Consider the following 15,349-nt stretch of genomic DNA (forward strand, 5'->3'; position numbering starts at 1 on the left):
TCAGCAAAACGTTGTAATCTTTCTACGTACAAAAGAACCCGCATAATTGCGGGTTCTACAAATTCATCACATATCCACGAGCTCGCATTGCCTTTAACATGTCAGCCCGCTTTCCCATTTTTTTTCGTACACGGTAAATTAAGACATTGATTTCATCGACTCCTGCATCTGGAAGTGTACTTTCACCAAGGATTCTTTCCGGCCATACTGCCGCCCTAATTGCATCATAGGTCACTACTGTATTGGCATGATCATATAGCAGTTTAAAGAAGCGCCATTCTTTTTCCGTCAAGTTAACCAATTGCCCATCGATATGGCATTCCAACTTAGCGCAGTCCACAGCAATTATAGCGTCTTTTTTCAAAGAAATGAATTGCGTTTGACTTAAATCCATTGTTTCTTCATTCTTAGATGCGCTGACAATTCGGATTACTGCAATCCCCATCGACAAGCTGACAGTATCTCCTCTATTAAGAATATACTTTTCATGAGGAGTGATTGCTTTTCCATTTATCATTGTGCCATGCTTACTGCCTAAATCATACAGTATTATATCTTCTTCATTCTGCAAAATATAGCAATGCTTACGAGATATCAATTGATTGGAAAAGCTCACATCGGCCTGGCTATCAAGACTGGAACGTCCAAGATACAATTTGCCGTTAGGAAGTTCGATGCGACTGCCCGCTTCGTAAGGTTCTCCTCTTTCCACTACAAGACAAGCATGCAATTGCAAAACCACCCCTTCATAGTCACAGTCCTTTTATTTTACTATACTCTTTTACTCCCTCTCTTTCAATACTAAAAGGTTACCTGACTACGTACTGCATTTTACCGGTTCAGCAACTACCAATTGCTATCGAGTAATTAAGTTATATTTCTGGAGGATCTCAATCGTCACCTTTTTAGCGACCGGTCCAGCAATTCCTTCCTGGCTATCAAGATTAGTCGCAAATGCATAAGGGTGTCCCTTTATAACAACGACACCAACGAACCACCCTGTTGACAGGCCATTTTCAAATCCTGAGCTTCCTGTCTTTCCATATAGTATGTACTCATCACCTTCCTGCTGAATCATGATCCGCTTAACGGTTTTCATTACGCCTTTATCGAAGGGAAGAGTTTCTCGATATAACCCTTCAAGAAAATCAATCTGCTCTAATGGAGAAATCTTTAATGAGCTATTGAGCCAAAACCGATCAATTCCTCCACTAATATCACGATTCCCGTAAGAACAGCGATCCAGCCATTCCTGCATACGCTCTTTGCCAATGTCACGAGCCATTTCTTGATAATACCAGACAACAGAATTACGCATGCCTGAGCCAAGTGTATGATCTTGATTCCAATTATCTAATGTGCGTTTAGTACCATCCCAATGTTTAATCTCATATTCATCTTTAACTGCTTTCACTTGCAAACCAATTAATGAATTCATAATCTTAAATGTAGAGTTTGGGGTCGTTTGATTTCCGGCTCTTTCTTTGTTATAAACAAACATTTTTTCTGATTCTAAATCTTTGAGAATAAAGGTTCCTTCACCCTTGGAGAAAAATTCATCCACATTAACAGCAGCGACATCCAGCGACTCAGGGGATTTTATTTTACTGGAACAAGAAGCTGCAACCGAACCTACCATAAGAAAGAGGATTATTAACATCACGATCCTTTGCTTTTTCATTATTATCACCTCATAAATTTCTATTATTGTCTCTCATTATAATATTGTAAAATACTAAAAACAATAACAGCATACTAACACATTCCTAATTTTAGCAAAATAAGAAACCTAAAGAAGCCATACATTAACTTCTTTAGGTTTCTAACTTAATCTCTTAGTCATTACCTTCCAGGAACGATCGTCTTATTCACCATTATGACAATTCGATCATGGCTTTAAGCAAGAGTTGCTCCAGCATACTCTAAATTAGTTTGCTTAAGAGCGCTTTTTAAATCGTCTTCCGGTGTACTGATTGGCTTTATAGCAAAGGTTTCCACAAGGTATTGCAGTACATTTGGGGATATAAAGGCTGGTAAACTTGGTCCTAAGTACATTCCATTGATCCCTAGTGATAATAATGCTAATAAATCAGCAACAGCCTTTTGCTCATACCAGGAAAGTATAATCGAAAGCGGCAGAGAATTCACATCGGTATCAAAAGCATCCGCTAATGCTGTAGCGATTCGAACTGCTGAATAGGCATCATTACATTGTCCGATATCAAGTAATCTTGGCAAACCAGCCACCGTTCCAAAATCCAATTTGTTAAATCGGTACTTACCGCAAGCTAACGTAAGAATAACACAATCCTCAGGGACCATTTGGGCAAACTCGGTATAATAACTTCTGCCTGGTCTTGCCCCATCACAGCCGCCGATTAAGAAGAAATGTCTTAATTTCCCATCCTTAACTGCATTCACAATGGCTTCGGCATGGGATAATGTTGCATGATGTCCGAAACCAACGAGGATTTCTTTTTTCTCTTCCTCTTCTTTGAATCCACCCAGCTCCAGTGATTTCTTAATGATTTCACTAAAATCCTTAGTTCCGTCGCCAGAGGCCCCAATATATTTTACTCCATCCCAGCCTACAACACTTGTTGTAAAGATTCTATCCTTATAGGTTTCTCTTGGTCTCATCAGACAGTTCGTCGTCATTAAAATACATCCTGGTATTTCATCAAATTCTTTTTGTTGATTTTGCCAGGCAGAACCATAGTTACCGACTAAATGCTTATATTTCTTCAGCGCAGGATATCCATGAGCGGGCAGCATTTCACCATGGGTATAAATATTAATGCCCTTGCCTTCTGTTTGTTCAAGCAGCATCTCTAGATCTCTTAAATCATGACCGGACACAATGATAAATGGGCCTTTCTTCACATTTACATTCACTTTGTGAGGAGAAGGATTTTCGTATGTTGTAGTATTGGCCTCATCCAGCATCTTCATTACTTCTACACTCATGTTCCCGGTTCTCATTACCATCCGTATCATTTCTTCAAGTGTTAAACGATCATTCGTTGTAGCTTCTAAACCTAAGAAATAGAATTGGTCTACTTGATCACTATGGTAGTTAATAAATCGAGCTTGATGTCCATAGGCACTTATACCCTTTAATCCATATAATACGGTTGATCGTAAGGACCTGATATCAGCATCCAGATTCTGATCATACATAATTCCAGCTTTCACTGCCTCTTTCAGCATTTCTTCTTTGGAATTACTCACATTAAAAGTAGCTGCTTCTGGATATTGCCCCTCTGGTGCCAAATTTCTCAACTTTTCTTTTATCTTTTGTGATTCCTTTATTAAATTCACATGTACCTGGGCATCGAAGTTTACATTTGTTAACGTTGTAAATAAGCCATTTTCTACAAATTTTACAATTTCTTGATCAATTTTCTTTCCTTGCTCGATTAAAGGCTTAGCATAGCAAGAAATTCCTTTCAACTGATAAATTAATAAATCTTGCAAATTTGCAATTTCTGGTGTTTTTCCACAAACCCCACTTTTGGTACAGCCTTTCCCGCCAAAGGTTTGCTCACACTGATAACAAAACATTGAATTATCCATTTTAGTCTCCCCTTTTATTCTGCCTTTTAGTAAATTGCTTTATCTCCTATACAAATTCTGAGGCATAAGTATTTCACAATCCACTGCTATCTATTTACTTCTTTATTATTCCTTACAATGATTCTTGTTATACTCGTTTTTCCCTATCCAAAGCCAACGATGTTCTGATGAAGAGTGCAGAAGAAGCTTATGCTTTCTATAGGTAGAGCAAACGCCCTGAAAACGAGTTATCGTCTTCAGGGCATTTTTATATCTGCGAATTTTCCCTATCGTCTAGTTCTTATATATAGTGCATAAACGTATCAAGTAACTCTTTATTATTACTATGACTCGATCCATCAAAGGTCAGGTCAAGTACAGGATGCTTGATCTCGTCTTTATCTCTGTCTCTCAAGAGTTTCTGTATAGTTGCTGTATTTTCGTACATGGAACTCACTGTCAAAACCCCATCCACATGCTCTGGGCAGCGAAAGATCTTGGCAAGTCGATAGCGTCCCGCCCCTCCGGCATATAGGGGCAGCCTCCCATCAGCCTCTCTCAATAACTCATCAATATCCCTATCAAAAGGACTATATTCTGCCAACCCATATGAAATAGTCTTCATTACATCTTTTACTTTCTCTAGCTGCTCTTTACATCCTTTTCGGTTCTTAGAGGTCTTCTTGAGGCTCTCATACCCTGTAAACAGCAGAACCTCAGATAAAGGCTGGTACATCATTTTATGATTTTTCTCTAAACCTTTTAATTGAGAATTCGTCAGATATTCATTGAATATAACGCTCCATTCTCCCAGAACCATGATCTTTTTATCATATGAATTTTTCTGCAAATTTCGATACACCTCTTGAGAAAGCTGGATCAGGTTCTGTTCATTTATCTTATTGTTCCTGATTAACTCCAGCACTTTCAGCAGAATCATTTCCCGATCCATTGGATCAGAAGCTTGAACTAAATCAGCCGCCATAACCCCTAATGCAAAGTCATAGCCATACTCTTTACTTACCAGTAAGTCTTCAATAAATGGAGAAACCACTTCCCCTTGATAGCCTGCGCCTTTTAATTTTTCATTTACCAGCCTTCCGTACTGTCCATACACCTCGCTGCCTTCACTTTGGGGCAACCACAGCTTAATTCTCTTCTCTTCAGATTTCTCTAAATGATAGAAGATGTCCCCCAATAAGGAAAACATCGATACATATTCCTTAGATTTGGTAAATCCTTTTCCCACTTCTAATGACTGCTGGCTGGTTGGCGGTAAAATATCTGCTGCAATTCCCTTGGATGTAAACCATTCACATAAAACTTGACTATAGGGATAAAGATTTGGCAATAACAGCTTTCCCTGGATGATTTCTTCTTTACTCTGAGTGGTATGAGGTACTGATTTTTCTATCGCCGCTTTTGCATCATAATGATCCAAACTATTGATGAAAGCTTCTAATCGGGTAATGACCCCGACACTTGATGAGTGTTCGTCAACCTCAATATGCAAATATGGTTTCCCCTGCATTTCGGCATTGAAATAATGACTCAGTACCGTATCTGGGCCGCATCCATGATTGGTAATATAGATGGGATACAGATTTGGCATATCCCGTACAATCTTTGCTCCGGCTAAAATATGTTGTCCAAAGGGCCAATACATATTGGGATGATCCTCTGAAACATCGTAGTCAAAAGCCGGAATGTTAGCAAGGTTTAGTACCTTATAGCCCATCTTCCTTAAGGTTTGGGGAATCTTCATATTCAGTACAGGATCGGCTACATTATAGGTTCTGGTCATAATCACAAAGGCTTTTTCCTCATCTTGAAGACTCTTAACCAATTCCTGGCTCAAGACTTCCACATCACGGCTATATTCCTGCATCCTAGCCATGCCTTTCATAATGGCAAATACCATCTGCCCTTTATTTTTCCCTAATTCCTTTCCCATACGCAGTAAAGTCTTCATCATGTACATTTTGCCGAACTTGAAGGAAAGGGCTGGAGCTAATAATTTCACACCTTTTTTCTCTATGTCCATCACATGGGAAACAATCTGCGAGGCGGTCTGCATGTATACGCAGGCATAATCTTCCCGGGATTTTGATACATCATGCTTCATGGTGTACAAACTTGGCAGAAAAATATAATCAACGCCTTGATTTAATAAAGAAGCTACATGACCATTGATCAGCTTTATGGGATAGCAGGTTTCCTCTAAAGAATACTCCTGGCTAAGAGCCACAATTTCCTCATCGGTTGCTTTGGACAGAACTACATTAAAGCCTAGTGTTTTAAAGATTTCATGAAACATTGGAAACAATTTGTGCAAGAATAAGACTCTGGGAATACCAATCGTAAGCTTTTCAGAATCAATGGCGCCGGTATAACCTTTTAAGAATAAACCTTCCATTTCCTGATCCACATTTCGTGAGATGGAAGTGCCCACCTTTTTGCTGACAATGTCGACATTTTGCGCCAGCTTCTCCTTGACCAAAAGTGCAGTACCTAATGCACCAGTCACGCTAAAAAATCTAGGCAGGATGATATTACGTTTTAGAACCGCACGAAATGCGTTGACCACCGCCTGATTATGAGCAATCCCTCCCTGTAAGAACACTGTATTGCCAATGGCTCTATTTCCCACCACACGGTTTAGATAGTTGCTTACAATGGAGTAAGCCAGTCCTGCGGCAATATCTTCCTTACTTTCATTACTTGCCAAGGCTTTGGCAACATTTCCTTCAATAAACACCGTACATCGATCTCCCAAATTCAAAGGGTTTTCACTTTGCAGCGCCAGCTGGGAGAATTCTTCTATTGGAATATCTAATTTTTTTGCCTGTTCCTCAATAAATGACCCTGTTCCTGCGGCGCATATTTTGTTCATCTCGAAATCCACAACCATACCGTTTTGTATGCTGATATATTTAGAATCCTGTCCGCCGATTTCAAAAACAGTATCCACCTCAGGATCAGCCTCTACCGCACCTTTGGCTTGGGCAGTAATCTCATCTACAATGACTGCTGCTTCTAATTCATTCCCAATGAGATAGCGCCCTGATCCCGTAGTACCTATACCTTTTATCCTAAGGCGATGCTCAAACTGTTCCTGTAAAGAATCCATTCCTTCGCGAACAGCCTGTCTAGGATTTCCTTTTGTACGCAAATAGCGGTATGCAATCACATGTTTCTCATCATCGATTAATACCAGGTTCGTACTGGTAGAGCCAATGTCAATTCCTAAATATCCCTCATAACGGTTAGCCACATGCTGGCAGTCATGTTTATGAATGCTCTCATTTTGACCGAAGGGATATAAGGCGGGATAACCATCATTTCGTGCATCCTTTTTACTTGAAAAACCAGCAGCATTTTTAAGCTCTTCCAACGTTACTACTTGCCTTTTTTCATTAGCAAGACGAGCCGCACCCCAAGCAATCATCTTATCAAAATTTTCTGGTATCAAGATATCTTCATCTTCTAACGCAAATACTTCTTTTAATGCCTTTATAACGCCTTTGTTATGCACTACACCTCCAGTGAGCATCACCGGTTTTGCAAGAATCGCTTTTTGTACCACATTGGCTTTAAAATTTCGCACCAGAGCGTAAGCTAATCCTAATAATATATCTTCCGTTTTTACACCTTCCTGTTGATGGTGAATCATATCGGTTTTGGAAAACACGCTGCATCGTCCGGCAATCCGGGGTATGTTTGTCGCTTTTTGCGTGTAATCGGAATACTCATACAGACTAATTCCCAGCCGAGAAACTTGTTCTTCCAAAAAAGATCCAGTTCCGGCAGAACAGCTTGAATTCATGGAAAATTTGATATGTGTTCGGTCTTGTGCCGATAAATTTGTAATGCACTTTGCTTTTTGTGCTCCCAGCTCAATGATGCTCTGCAATGAGTCATTACTGGCAAAAGCGCCTTCGATTAACGCCGTGACTTCATTAAGGTAATAATTCTTCAAAGCAGGCATTCCTTCTGCCTGTTCGCCGGTGATGCCAAAATAAAATTCTTCGACTTTATATTCCTTTTCTATTTTCTGCAGCATATTCCTAAATGCTGCATCGATATTGCCGCGATGAAACAAATATTCACTGCCTATTTCTCGTTCACGGTCATCTAAAATGACATATTTGAATGTGGAATAACCTATATCTATGCCTAAACGAACCATTACGTCACCCCTTACTGATTTTGATTATCATGTACTCTGATTAGGCCAATTATACTATAATCAATCTAGCAATTCGGTAGCCATTGCTACGCTTTTAAAAGAAGAAAATGTCTAACATGTTCTTAAATGATATCAACTTAGAAACGCAGCAATAAAGTATTACTTGACACCTATCGTTTACTTGGTATACTATTACTATGCAACTAAAAAATTGCATCCCATAAAGCAAAGGAAGTAGTCAAATGCCTAATCAAAGTCAGTGCGTACTGGAAACAATGTTGCGAATGATCCATAAAGCCTCAGAATTTATGGCTGAGCCGCTAGTTTTTGGGACCGAAGTTTTATATGCCTCTGAAATTCACATGATTGACGTTATTGGTCGAAATCCAGGAATTCATGTTACAGAAATCGCCAATAAATTAGGTATTACAAAGGGGGCTGTTCCTAAGATCATATGTAAGCTCCTACAAAAAGAATTAATCCATCGCTATCAGGCAAAAGACAATAAAAAAATGGTTCTCTTTACCCTTACCCCAAAAGGACATTCGGCTTTTCAAAGCCACATTGAATTTCACAAGAAACTCGACCAGGGCATTATTAAGAAGTTCGATTCATTACAAGAATCTGAATTACGTATGTTTCATGATATCATGCATGAAGTTGAAAAGTACATTGATAGAATTGGAAAAGAAAAATAGTGTTAGCGAAATGTTTACTAGGTAAATATTTCGCTAACACTGCCTATTGCACTACTTGTCTCTCTTTATTAAACAGTTTGCCATAGTATATGAATCTTAATATTTAGGAAAAGGTGATATTATGAAAGTTACTACAAAAGTCATGAAAATTATGATCGTACTTTTGCTCGTCCTTGGTGGAGTCGGTGCCTATTACTATTCACAACGCGGTGAAGTGTCAACAGACGATGCCGGCATTGATGGCCGCACGGTGGTACTAAGTCCAAAAGTACAAGGCTATGTGAAAGCGTTGAATGTACAAGACAATCAATTAGTAAAGGCCGGCGATGTACTATTAGAAATTGATCCTACTGATTATATCGTCAAGCGAGACCGAGCCAAAGCTGCATTAGCTGCCGCTCAAGCAGCAGCCAATGCTTCTCACAGTAACTTAGAGACAGCTACGGTCTCTGCTCCCTCTACCATCGATGCGGCAATTGCTCAGGTGTCCTCCGCACAAGCAACATGGGAAAAAGCGCTAGCTGATAGACAACGTATGGAAAGTTTATTCAATGCTGGTGCCTGTTCATCGCAGCAGCTGGATCAAGCAGTTGCAACAGAAAAGTCAGCTCGCTCTGCTCTGGATCAAATGCGAGCAGGTCTTCATTCAGCTAATACCGCACCAAGTGTGATTGCAGCGGCCAAAGGAACAAATGAGCAGTTGCAAGCCCAAGTGAAGCAAGCCGAAGTAGATCTTGCCCAAGCTGAAAATGATCTGGCAAATACCAAAATTATAGCCCCTATCGATGGAAGAATTACAAACCGCAGTGTAGAAATCGGTAATTATGTGCAGGCCGGAAGCCAATTAGCCTCTTTAGTCGGCACAGACTTGTGGATTGTTGCCAATTTCAAAGAAACACAGTTAGAACATATGCAACCTGGACAATCTGTTGATATCAAGATCGATGCTTTCCCTAATGTAAAGCTACAAGGCAAGGTAGACAGCATCCAAGCTGGTACAGGCTCTCATTTTTCTCTTTTTCCAGCTGAGAATGCTACTGGAAATTTTGTTAAAATCGTACAGCGCGTTCCCGTAAAAATTGTGTTTGACAGCTTGCCAGATGCTGCTATTCATTTGGGACCTGGCATGTCGGTAGTACCGACAGTTCACACATCAGCTATGGGATACCGTCATGAGTGACGATGCACTAAAACCAGTAAACCCTCTTTTGATATCAACCGCCGTTAGTCTTGCCGCCTTCATGGAAGTATTGGATACAACAATTGCCAATGTTGCACTTTCTCACATTTCCGGCTCACTGGGCGCCAGTTCAGAGGAAAGCACCTGGGTGCTTACCTCTTACTTGGTAGCTAACGGTATTATTTTGCCCCTGTCCGGCTGGTTATCCGCCCTAATGGGACGCAAGAACTTTTTTATCTTCTGTATTTTAGGATTTACTCTTACCTCTTTTCTATGCGGTATTGCCACTTCGCTGCCTATGCTAATTGTATTTCGATTATTGCAGGGTTTGACAGGCGGGGGCTTACAGCCTAGCCAGCAGGCCATCATTAAAGACAGTTTTCCCGCAGAAAAGTTGGGAATGGCATTTGCCATCACTGGAATAACGACTGTGCTAGCCCCCATATTGGGACCAACATTAGGAGGAGTCATCACTGATAACTTCAGCTGGCGATGGATCTTTTTCATGAACGTGCCTGTCGGCTTGTTAGCAGCCTTTTTAGTCAATAATTTGGTCGTAGACCCTCCCAGCGCACGAAAACAAAAAGTCGACTCCATCGACTATATTGGTCTTAGCCTAATTGCTCTTGGCCTCGGAGCTTTACAAATTGTTCTGGATAAAGGGCAACAGGAAGATTGGTTTGACAGTTCTTTTATCGTAATTTTTGCAATCATTGCTGCAGTTGGCCTTATACTAGCTGTTTTCTGGGTATTACAGCAGAAAAACCCGGTAGTTGAGTTAAAACTATTTTCCATTCCCAGTTTTAGCTTACCCTGCCTCATGATCTTCTTTGTTGGTTTTGCTCTTTACTCAAGCGCCATGTTATTACCTATGCTAGTGCAGACAAGCTTTGGGTATGACGCAACACTATCAGGACTTGTACTTTCACCTGGTGGGATTGCGACCTTGGTTATGATGCCCATCGTTGGTAAACTAGTAAATAAAATTCAGGCAAAGTATCTTATTTCTTTTGGCATGCTAATAAGCGCTGTAGGTATGTGGGCAACTGGACTCGTCACTCCGCAAACGGGTTATGGAACCTTCGTCTTGGTACGTGCCCTGCAAACAGTCGGCATTCCCTTTTTATTTATACCTGCCAGTACACTGGCATTTTCAAAAATTCCTCCAGAAAGCAGCAGTAATGCCTCGGCAATTGTATCTTTAATGCGCAATTTGGGCGGCAGCATTGGCATTGCACTAGTAACAAACAAACTCATACACAGCCAGCAAATCGAACAAGCACATCTGGTACAGCACCTAACTACTGCTGATCCTGGTTATCAAAGCGCAATTGCAAACTACACCCAGTCGATTATGAATTTAGGTGTGCCAGCTGTTCAAGCATCTAAAATGGCAATCGCCAAAATCTATCAAGAACTTATTCAACAGGCAAATATTCTTGCCTACCGCGATGCTTATAACTTCGTAGCCATTATATTGGTGGTTCTGGCTATTATCGCTCTCTTTATGCCAAGCAACTCACTTCAGAAAAAAAGTGCTCCCATGGCATCACATTAGAGCAATTCCACGATAAAGAAAGAATGGGCATTACTCCCAAAGGAGTAATGCCCATTCTTTTTATATTTCTATGTTGAGAGCAATTTCATCACAATTGGGAAACTTAGTACAGTTAATACATTCTTTCCAGACCTTATGAGGCAATTGATCTTTTGATAATTCTTTAAAACCCTGTTTTATAAAAAATCCAGGCTGATAAGTCAAGGTAAAGATTGTCTTTATCTCTAAGGTTTTTGCTTCTTCAATTAACGCCTGTACAATGCTGCGACCAATGCCTGATTTCGTGGCATGAGGTGCGATTGCCATTGCTCTAATTTCCGCAAGCGCATCCCATACTAAATGCAGCGCTCCCATGCCAACAACTTCTCCATTATCTTCTGCCAAAACAAAGTCTCGCAGACATTCATATAGCATATTACGCGAACGCCCTAACATCAATCCTTGTTCAGCATAAGCGTTGATTAATGTGTACATGGTTTCTACATCTTTGAATGTAGCTTTACGATAAAGCACTTATACCACTCCCTTAACGTATAATTATACATTATACATTAATAAAAATACTTTCACAATCCATTTATCTATTAAATAAATATACTTTACAGTCGTTGAGATTAAATCTTATATTTTTGGCAGATGAGCAATCCATATACAAGCTTTTATAGAATGTTAGTCAAGAATGTGCTACTTCAACGCTTTATATAAAAAATTACCCAAAGATTGAATGACTTGTACCAGAATAATAAGGATACAAACTGTTCCATACATAATCGTATTATCAAAATTTGCATATCCGTAGGTTATGGCAACAGCTCCCAGACCGCCAGCGCCTACGACGCCTGCCATGGCTGTCGATCCTAAAATCGATATAATCGCTAAGGTTATACCCGAAATTACAGAAGGTACTGCCTCGGGCAGCATGACTTTAAATATAATCTGAAAATTACTGGCTCCAAAAGACTTAACAGCCTCAATCAGTTCTTTGTCTACTTCCCGCAGACTGCTCTCAATAATCCTGGCAACAAATGGAGCACCCGCAATAGTCAAAGGAATAATAGCAGCATTTTCACCAATAGAAGTTCCTACAATTGCCCTAGTCAAAGGAATAATAGCTACAATTAATATAATAAAAGGAAAGGAACGGATAATATTAATTACGGTATTTAATAGCTGATATACAACATTATTCGGCTTTAACCCTTCTTTATGGGTAATGATTAATACGATGGCTAATACTGTACCAACGATTGCAGATAAAACGGTTGCAACACTCACCATATATAGGGTCTTTGAAAATTCCGGGATAACGATGGTATGAATTAGTTCATAAATTGACTCACTCATTCGTTAGCACCTCCCATCTGGCACCTACGTCATTTAGGTATTTATCTACAAGAGATATATGGTTTTTATCAACATTAATAATGACAAAACCTAATACCGTATCTCGATACTTTTCTGTTTTTGCCCATACTAATGAAAAACCAACACCTATCTTTTGTGCCATATCTGACAATAATCGATCATTGACATTTTCCCCGCTATAGCTGATTTTTATAGTTACGCCATCTTGAGGCAAAATCACCTCTTCATTTTCCCCTAGAAGGTTTCTTAAGGATTGGGGCTGATCCATGAAAACCTCATTTACTGCCCCTTTTGCCATAATCTCGCCATTTTCCAGGATACAAACTTTATGGCAAATCTGCCTTACAACAGACATTTGATGGGTAACAAAGACAACAGCAATTCCTAACGTCTCATTAATTTTCTTAAGCAGCAATAAAATGGACTGGGTTGTCTTAGGATCCAAGGCTGATGTAGCCTCATCACAAAGCAGAATTTTAGGGTGCAGGGTCAGTGCCCTGGCAATTGCCACTCTTTGTTTTTGACCACCGCTTAAGGAACGCGGCTTTTCATGAATTTTATCCTCAATATCAACTATTTTTAATAGTTCTTTCACACGCTTATCAATCTCTTCTTTTCCATAGCCCCAGCATTCCATAGGCAATGCCACATTTTGATACACTGTTTTTCGTTCCATTAAAGAAAAACTTTGAAAAATCATGCCAATATTTTTTCGAAACTGCCTTATTTCTTTTTCACTATGATTCTTAACCTCAAAACCATCAATTTTTAAACTGCCGGCGTCATAACTTTCCAAACCATTAATGCACCGCAGCAGCGTAGACTTTCCAGCACCGCTTCGGCCAACCAATCCGCAGATTTCTCCATCATCAATCGTAAAACTAATATTCTTTAAAATTTTGCGTTCATTAAATGATTTTTGTAAATTACTGATTTCTATCAAAATCTCTTCCTCCTTACATATCATATACTCTCTCGTAAAATAATCACCAATAGCCGTAAACAGCTAAAGGATGAATATAACTACAAGCGCAAGTTAAGTCACAAATTGAAGAGTTAGTTATATTCATTCTTTTCCGTCTTAAATAAGACTTTCCGAGAGATTGCTCAAAGATAAAGGAGGATGAACCAGCCTGGATTAATCCATCATCAAGCCACCATCAACATCCATAATCTCACCGCTGATAAAGTCCGCTAATGGTGAGACCAGATACAAAACAGCATTTGCAATATCTCGTGGTTTTCCCGGACGCTTAAGAGCCATCCCTCCAAGTATTGTAGCACGCAGCTCATTTGTCATACTTTTCACCATATCCGTCTCAATAAAACCAGGTGTAATGGCATTGACATTTACACCAAAAGGACCAAGTTCACGCGCAACGCCCTTGGTCAAAGCAATTACACCTGCTTTTGACGTACCATAAGCGGTATTTCCTAAAAATCCGCCGCCTTTTTTACCAGCAACAGAGGAAATGTTGACAATTTTGCCACTTCGTTGCTCACGCATATAGCTTGCAGCCGTTTGGCACGATAAGAAAACACTTTTCAAATTCACCGCAATAATACGATCCCATTGCTCTTCTGTAATCTCACAAAATGCGTTTTTCAAAATGATTCCTGCATTATTGACAACAATATCAATTTGGCCAAACTCTTGTACAATAGCCTGATACATGATCTGCACCTCAGAGGCAACAGAAACATCATGGACAAGCACAATGCTGCTGCCGCCTGCAGCGATAATCTCTTGAGCAACATTCGTTGCACTTTGTCGATTCGAATCGTTAATCCCAACCTTACAACCAGACTGAGCCAATGTAAGTGCAATTTCACGCCCAATACCTTGACCTGCACCAGTAACCAAGGCGATTTTGCCTTTTAATATGCTTTCCTGTAACATATGTTTCCCCAATCCCTATTCTTTGGTATGGTCGTTATTAAAACAGTGGAATGATAGCGCCTTTATACTTTTCCGCTAAGAAGCTCTTAAAACCATCTGTTTTTAGTGCTTTTGTGAATCGTTCTGCATATTTCTCATTGCCTTGCTCTTTTTTGACAGCAACAACAATTGCATAACGCTGACTTTCTTTATCCTCTTCCAGCCCTAGAGCTGATTTAGGATCAATGCCGCCTTGCACCGCAATAATCGAGTTTACGCAGCCAACTTGTACATCATTGATCGAAGGGACGATTTTAAGTACATCCATTTCGATAAAATCCAGTTTCTTAGGATTTTCAATAATATCTAGTTTTGTAGGTATCTCTGCTCCTTGTTTCAATTTTATCAGTCCATTATTTTCCAACATTTTTAAAGCTCTGCCACGATTAGAAGGATCATTTGGAATAGAAACCTTGTCACCCTCTTTTAATTCATTTAGACTTTTAATTTTATTTGAATAGATTCCCATAAAATATTTGATAACACCTTTTTCATCATAAGCAGCCAAATTGGTACCCTTATTTTTATTAAACTGCTCTAAATAAATACCATGCTGGAAGAAGTTAATATCAACACTGCCTTCTTGTAGAGCAACATTCGGCAATACATTATCATCAAACACTTTTACATTTAAAACATAACCATCTTTATCAAATTCTTTTTTAACTGCATTTGCCATATCCTTAAACGTTGGTGATACCGCGACTGTAATTTCTTTTTTCTCAGACGTAGTAGTTTTGCTACTGCTGCAGCCTACTAAACCAACGACCAGTAAACTGGAAATCAAGACAGTCGCCATTATTTTCTTAAAACTCATATATTTTTTCATAACTATACCACACCTTTCTTATTTCAACTTCACTTT

Annotated in this window: 12 protein-coding genes; 3 read left to right on the forward strand and 9 right to left on the reverse strand. The window is 39.6% G+C overall.

The features are described from left to right. Positions 1-55: 55 nt before the first annotated feature. From BMZ99_RS13695 to BMZ99_RS13710, 4 genes are all read right to left on the reverse strand, one after another. A complete protein-coding gene (locus BMZ99_RS13695) occupies positions 56-712 on the reverse strand; it encodes an FHA domain-containing protein (protein WP_245754965.1) in 657 nt (218 codons plus the stop codon). Between the two features lie 144 nt (positions 713-856). Continuing rightward, the gene (gene blaOXA / locus BMZ99_RS13700) at positions 857-1,681 is read right to left on the reverse strand and encodes a class D beta-lactamase (RefSeq protein WP_090938232.1); all 825 of its coding nucleotides are present in this window, start codon (positions 1,679-1,681) and stop codon (positions 857-859) included. A 215-nt stretch (positions 1,682-1,896) separates the two neighbouring features. Then, positions 1,897-3,576 (reverse strand): hydroxylamine reductase, encoded by a 1,680-nt coding sequence (gene hcp, locus BMZ99_RS13705; protein WP_090938234.1) that lies wholly within the window; start codon positions 3,574-3,576, stop codon positions 1,897-1,899. Positions 3,577-3,856: 280 nt separating this feature from the next. Continuing rightward, positions 3,857-7,744 (reverse strand): acyl-CoA dehydratase activase, encoded by a 3,888-nt coding sequence (locus BMZ99_RS13710; protein ID WP_090938236.1) that lies wholly within the window; start codon positions 7,742-7,744, stop codon positions 3,857-3,859. A 242-nt stretch (positions 7,745-7,986) separates the two neighbouring features. Between BMZ99_RS13710 and BMZ99_RS13715 the strand changes: the two genes are divergently transcribed. The 3 genes from BMZ99_RS13715 to BMZ99_RS13725 all read left to right on the forward strand — a co-directional run bounded on the left by BMZ99_RS13715 (position 7,987) and on the right by BMZ99_RS13725 (position 11,180). Then, on the forward strand, positions 7,987-8,442 hold the full coding sequence (locus tag BMZ99_RS13715; protein WP_090938238.1) for a MarR family transcriptional regulator: 456 nt from the start codon (positions 7,987-7,989) through the stop codon (positions 8,440-8,442). A 121-nt stretch (positions 8,443-8,563) separates the two neighbouring features. Next, positions 8,564-9,622, forward strand: a complete 1,059-nt coding sequence (locus tag BMZ99_RS13720; RefSeq protein ID WP_090938240.1) for an HlyD family secretion protein — start codon at positions 8,564-8,566, stop codon at positions 9,620-9,622. Further along, entirely contained in the window at positions 9,615-11,180 is a 1,566-nt protein-coding gene (locus BMZ99_RS13725; RefSeq protein ID WP_090938243.1) for a DHA2 family efflux MFS transporter permease subunit, read from the forward strand. Before BMZ99_RS13720 ends, BMZ99_RS13725 begins: the two co-directional genes overlap by 8 nt. Before the next feature lie 60 nt (positions 11,181-11,240). Here BMZ99_RS13725 and BMZ99_RS13730 read toward each other — a convergent pair whose 3' ends face one another. From BMZ99_RS13730 to BMZ99_RS13750, 5 genes are all read right to left on the reverse strand, one after another. Then, a complete protein-coding gene (locus BMZ99_RS13730; RefSeq protein WP_090938245.1) occupies positions 11,241-11,693 on the reverse strand; it encodes an N-acetyltransferase in 453 nt (150 codons plus the stop codon). 171 nt (positions 11,694-11,864) lie between these two features. Next, complete coding sequence (locus BMZ99_RS13735) at positions 11,865-12,524, reverse strand: methionine ABC transporter permease (RefSeq protein WP_090938247.1); 660 nt, start codon at positions 12,522-12,524, stop codon at positions 11,865-11,867. Further along, complete coding sequence (locus BMZ99_RS13740) at positions 12,517-13,488, reverse strand: methionine ABC transporter ATP-binding protein (RefSeq protein WP_090938249.1); 972 nt, start codon at positions 13,486-13,488, stop codon at positions 12,517-12,519. Before BMZ99_RS13740 ends, BMZ99_RS13735 begins: the two co-directional genes overlap by 8 nt. Positions 13,489-13,683: 195 nt before the next feature. Next, complete coding sequence (locus BMZ99_RS13745; protein ID WP_090938251.1) at positions 13,684-14,445, reverse strand: SDR family NAD(P)-dependent oxidoreductase; 762 nt, start codon at positions 14,443-14,445, stop codon at positions 13,684-13,686. A gap of 37 nt (positions 14,446-14,482) precedes the next feature. Further along, complete coding sequence (locus BMZ99_RS13750; RefSeq protein ID WP_090938253.1) at positions 14,483-15,313, reverse strand: MetQ/NlpA family ABC transporter substrate-binding protein; 831 nt, start codon at positions 15,311-15,313, stop codon at positions 14,483-14,485. Between the last annotated feature and the right edge of the window lie 36 nt (positions 15,314-15,349).

It is taken from the genome of Pelosinus propionicus DSM 13327 (assembly GCF_900114615.1).
In the GTDB taxonomy this organism is placed as follows: Bacteria; Bacillota; Negativicutes; order DSM-13327; family DSM-13327; genus Pelosinus; species Pelosinus propionicus.